The organism is Haliscomenobacter sp., assembly GCF_041740695.1.
Lineage (GTDB): Bacteria > Bacteroidota > Bacteroidia > Chitinophagales > Saprospiraceae > Haliscomenobacter.
Genome location: NZ_JBGSLK010000031.1, coordinates 1 through 5,970, shown reverse-complemented (window position 1 = coordinate 5,970; position 5,970 = coordinate 1). Strand labels below are relative to the sequence as shown.

Below are 5,970 nucleotides of genomic sequence, written 5' to 3'. Positions count from 1 at the left end.
TGCGAAAGCGGATGCGAAGTTGAGCAGCACCTTGAATTTGAACCGGGTGGTATCCCCCGAAGCCTACGACCAGCACAATGAGAACCTGGGGATCGCTTTGAACTTTGAGGGCATCCAGGCCACTGAGGCCTACGAGCTGCGTCAGAACACGCCCAACCCCTTCAGCGATGAAACGGTGATTGGGTTCACCTTGCCAAAGGCGACGAAAGGGACACTGACGGTGAGAGATGTGAAAGGTGCGTTGATCTACAAAGTGGAAGGCAATTACACCAAGGGCAACAACCAAGTGACCTTGAAAAAGGAGCAATTGGGTGCCAGTGGGGTGTTGTACTACACTTTGGAAACGACAGAGTTTACGGCGACTAAGAAGATGGTGATTTTGGAATAAAGCCACCAAGATTAAATATAAGTGAAACAAGTGCAGCCGGAGCAAGTTCTTCTGCTGCACTTGAATTTTATAGGATAGTGTGATTTTATAAGAACTATTTTTTATACTTGGTTTTCTTATAAGTAAAATTTACTTTTACATAGTTTTTATCATAACTCTCATAAGATGACCTTTGGTTTACGCTCCACTGCACTGGTAGTGCTCTGTGTATTTATGTCTGTTTGGGCTTTTGCAGCCCCTCGGCCATCCACAGCTGCCCCTAAAACCTCACCGGGTTTACTCACCCATTTGCCGATATCGGTTGCTCGTTCATTACCCACTAGTTTGCCAAAACCATTCAAAGCTTCCACAAGCTTGGCTGGAAATACGGTGCAATGGACTGGAGCCGTAAGTACCGATTGGTATACCCCTGGCAACTGGACTACGGTGAGTGGTACACCGAGCATCCCTCCTCAACGAGGTTCAACCACAGGGGATCATGTCATCATTCCTGATGTATCTGCAGGCTCAGGCAACTTCCCGGTTATTGCTTCAGGTACAGCTGGTGCAAGGTCTGTGACGCTAGAGGCAGGTGCATCTTTGACCATTGCTTCAATCGCTGTTTTGGAAGTAGTCGGCAGCGACGCTGATGGCTTTACCAACTCGGGCATTTTGACCAACGAAGGTACCCTTAAGGTGGATTCAGCGTACAATGACGCTTTTGTCAATAAACTGGGGGCTCAGTTCATCAATAAAAAAGCTGTATCTCTGAGCCATGGTTTTGGTAACCGTCTGGTCAATTATGGCACGGTCAATAACAATACCAACGGTAATTTTTACGTCGATTTGGGGGTAGATACTGCCGTGCTCAATTACGCTACCGGGGTGATCACCAACAACTCCTTGTTTACGGTAAGCTCCGGCGAGAATGTGCGGATTTTCAACTTGGGCACAATTCACAACCAATCTGGAACCTTTTCAGTGCAGGGTGCCTTAGCGGGTACCGGGCTAGTGAATGGTGCAAATGGGTCAATCATCAATGAGGCCACCTTTGAAATTTGGGGCGGTAGAGCTGCGCAATTGGTCAATCATGCGACTTTCGAAAACCGTGCTGGTAACCTGACCATCACCGGAGATACTTTTCCCGATTACATCGTACGCAACCTGCATCGGATGATCAATCGTACTGGGGCTAACTTTACCATTGAGGGCGGTTTTGGTACCGGGTTACTCAATGATTCAGTGGTGGTCAACGAAGGGACGATGGCTATTCGATCAGGAGGAAATGATGGAGACAAACCCAGACTCTACAATGGCTGGAGGGATACGATCATTAACAAAGGTTCCCTAAGGGTTGATCCGGGCATTTATACGACTGTAGAAAACTGCGGGGTAATCGAAAATCATAATTATATATACCTTGGTGCAGGAACCTCTACTTCTGGCAAAGAATCCAAAGGCATTACCTTACACAACAAGTTTAAAATTTACAACAAAACAGGAGCAACACTTGGCTTCTTGACCGGAACAAACGATGGCATTGTCAATGATTCCATTTTGATCAATGATGGAACCATTTCGGGGAATAGTGGAGGAGGGAATCCATCCATCAAAAACAGTGCTGGAGACACCCTGATCTCCAGAGGTAATATCTCCGTTCAGGGCGTAGGAGGTTTTGTTTCAGACTTCGGCGCAGCGGCGGTAGTCAACCACGGTTATTTTGAGTTCCACAAAGACCTGCGCGCGAGCTATACCGGTAATCACGGTGTGTTCAACACGGGTGTGTTTTTGGGGAAACCTGGTTCAAAAATGTATTTGCAAGCGGTGGGTAAATCTTTGTTCTACAATGACGTCTCGGGCTATGTGCTGTTGGAAGGCGAGAACGAGTTCATCTACAGTGGATTTGGGGCCATCGCCAATTACGGGAGATTTCGGCAAATCGGAGGGGTATTGAACATTGATAGTGGTTTAGGTGGTAAAGTTATCGCCAACTACAATTTTATGGAAATCAAAGGGGTTCCCGGCCTGGACGTCAGTAGCTTGGATTCTCTCTTCTACAATGCCGATACCCTATTGTTCAGCACTTCGTCGACTAATACAATAGTAGGCATTGGCATTTTTATCGTCAACAATGGCTATTTTTTAAATCAAGCGAATTTTGATTTGCGGTTTCTAGGTGGCTCCAAGAACGTCATTAGAAATGCGGGAACATTTATCCACGACAAGAACTACACCATCAAAGGAAGAAATTTATCGTCGGGTGCTCCAATCATTGCCAACCTGAGTGGTGCTCAATTTTTTCAAAGAGGAGATATTTTTATTGAGGAAGCAGATGCCAGTTCAATTTCCAATGCTGGATATTATCTCCTACAGGGAAAATTTAAGGCAAAGAACGGATTCAGTAGTCGAAGCGCAATTCTCAATACTGACACCCTGATCAATGAGGGTACCATTGAACTGGATACCATCGGGTTCAATGGCATCGAGAATCAGGCTTACCTCCGCAACAGCGCCACGGGTAAAATTTACGCCGACTTTGTGGGCAAAAATGGAATTCACAATACGGGTGATGTTTACAACTTCGGCGAAATCTGGATGGCCAGAGATACTGGTATTGGAGGAGCCGGAATTTACAGCACAAAATTATTTGACAACTGTGGTTTGATCAATATCGGCCAGAAAGGCCCGCTTTTTGGTGGCGGGATTGTCAACGCAGGTACCGGGGTATTCAACAACCGCCCTACTTCCCACATCGTCATCACCAATGTCGATTCTACTGCTATTTTAAACAGTGGAACTGCCTTCAACAATGGTCTCTGTGCCTTAATTGAAATAACTGGCTCCATCGTAGATCAAAGCAACAGCTTTGCCAACCACGGAATTATCGTACAAAATCAAGATACATCAGCAACACTTATTTCAGACATTGCCACGAATACAGGAACGCTTTACGACCTGGATCCCGAAAATTTCGACATCACGAACAATACGGGCCAAGTGCTCAATAGTTTACCCGGTGGTGGGGTTACGCCAGCCAGCATTAACTTTACCCTGGCTACACCAGAAATTTGTTCAGACGATGAAGCCAAGTTTATCGTAGATGCAAGTTGCCCTTCTGGGCCCTTTGATCTGGTGATCAGTTACAATGGAACAGATGTGCTGATTGAAGACTACACCAGTGGTGACACAATCAGACTGACCAACTTGCCTGAAGGCACTTTTGATTTTGTATTAAAAAGCATCGATGTAGACGGGGCTGGACAAGTGGAAAAAGACCTTCCATCCGTAGCCGTATCAATCATCGAATGCCGGGCTAAAGAAATCAAAATCTCGGACCCTTGTACCTGTGTGAACAATGCCCCCATAGTTGCAAATGGAAGCACTACAAATGAAGGTACCTTCAGCGAAACGGTCCAGGTTGAAAGCCCCTCCGGCCAAACCTGGACCATTGTTGCTGTAAGTGGCTTGTACAGCGACAGTGACGCAAATAATCCTTATGCACCGGGCAATACGATCCCTGAAACCGGGGTTGGTACCGGTGTATACGACCTGGTAGGTTACCACCGCGACGGAGCGGGTTACACCATTTCGGTGACGAATAGCCGGGGCGATACCCTGAGCATTGGCAATACCTGCTATTATCCTGATCCGGTGTTTACGGGTCTTCCAGTCTTGGTTGCGCCTAATGCGGCACCATTTGTTGTAACGGGAACAGTAGCCAACAATGCTGCAGGTACGGGTACCTTTATTCTGGATGGTGTGTCACAGGCTGGGGCAAGCCCAGCCCCTACGGCACTGACGATCAACCCGGCGACCTTGTCTCCTGGTTCACATACCTTGGCATACAGTTTTGATGCTGGTGCTCCGGGTGCCCAAAACCCCAACGATCCGGGCTGCGTCCAAGCAGTTAGCCAGCGTTTCCAGGTCGCCAATTGTGGCTGCCAGGATGTAACAGTGAGCCTCGATGCGAACTGCCAGTTTGCTTTAACTGCCAATCTGGTCTCAGATGTGAACTGCAATGGCGGCACCGTGCGCGTGATGGACAACAATCCATCGAATGGCAATCTGATCGACTGCGCAGGAGTCTGGACTTATGGTTTGTTTGACACCTTCGGCAACATCATTTGTTGGGGCAAAGTAACGGCTGAGGATAAAACTGCACCCGCGCTGGTGTGCGCTCCTGCTGATTTCACTTTGGATTGCTACGATGTAAACTACGTGTTGAACAATCGCCTGACGGTTGGCAACGTAGGTGCTACCAGCTCTCCACGTCCTGCTGCAACCAGCAGCCAAACGATCAACAACGCAGAAGGTGTGGCTGGAACGGGCGACAACTGCCAATTGGGTTTAGCCCCTCCAAGTCCGGTTTCTGACAACATCAAAAACCTGGGTTATGCTTACTTCAAAGACAACTGCTACACTTGTGGTTGCCGGGTAACCCTGAAGTGGAGCGACAAAGTGGTTTTCTACTCTTGTGATGAGATGAGAACCAATGGCGGGTATTACGCCCTGATCTCCCGGGAGTGGACGGCTACGGATTGCAACGGCATGCGTAGTTCCTATGTACAAAAAATCAAGTTCACTCGTCCAGCGGTTGACGACTTTGTGTTCAACGGCCCTGGGGACGGGAAATACGACCGGGTAGTGGAATACAATTCCTGTACCCCAGATAAGAGTTTGATCAAGAAGGAAGATGTAACGCCCTATGTGTGCAGCTACTTCAATACGAGTGCGAACCCACGCTGTTTGTTCATCGATCAGGTGGAGTGTAATTACTCAGTACAAATCAAAGACACCGAGTTCCCAATCTGTGGTGGCAAGGGTGTGAAGATCGACCGCGAACTGTACGTGTTTGACTGGTGTGCGGGTGGTATCGTTGATACCTTCCACATCCTGATCAAAATCGGTGATTTCACTGCGCCTACTTGTGAGTACGCACACGGTGCTCCTTACGATATTTCTACTGGCCCAATGGATTGCACTGCAGCCATTCCAGTAACGGTTGCTGGGATCAAGTCTGCCTTTGGTGTGACAATCAAGGACAACTGCACCCTGGGTAACATCAGCGTGAGTGTGTACACCAAGGATCGTTATGTAAAAGGTATCCTCGTTTACGAAGGCCCCGAAGATCCCTTGTGTGAGGATCGTTGTTTGCTTTGTGGCAAGCAGGGTGAATTAAGAGGGGACCATGAAGGGTACCAATTGGGTGCCTGCGATAAAGATAAAATCTGCTGGGACAAAGTGGATTACGCCGTGATGAACGGCATGATGATCGGCCTTCCAGTAGGCAAGCACCTGATGGTGATTGACGCTTTCGATGGTTGCTACAATACTTCCAAGTGCTGCTTCGTGTTTGAAGTGAAGGACAAGATTGCGCCTGTGATGAAGTGTGATGACGACCTGCATGTGACCTTGAGCAATGCCAACGGTTACACCAATGGATATGCCCAGGTAAGCGCTGATGACATCGACGAAGGTTCCTGGGACAACTGCAAACTGGCCTGGATTGCGGCTCGCCGCAACGTGCCTGATGCTTGCGCTGCTAGCTTCATCCAAAAAGGCTACGACACCAACAACAACGGCAAATTGGATCCGCTGCCAGC

The 5,970-nt window shown here is 48.1% G+C and carries 1 protein-coding gene and 1 pseudogene; both read left to right on the top strand.

The genetic code is table 11. The annotated features are described in order from the left end of the window. Positions 1-388, top strand: a 388-nt coding sequence (locus tag ACEW9O_RS06855; RefSeq protein WP_373549399.1) for a T9SS type A sorting domain-containing protein, incomplete at its 5' end; no start/stop codon positions are given. Positions 389-553: 165 nt separating this feature from the next. Next, a pseudogene (locus ACEW9O_RS06850) lies at positions 554-5,970 on the top strand (hypothetical protein); the annotation flags it as partial.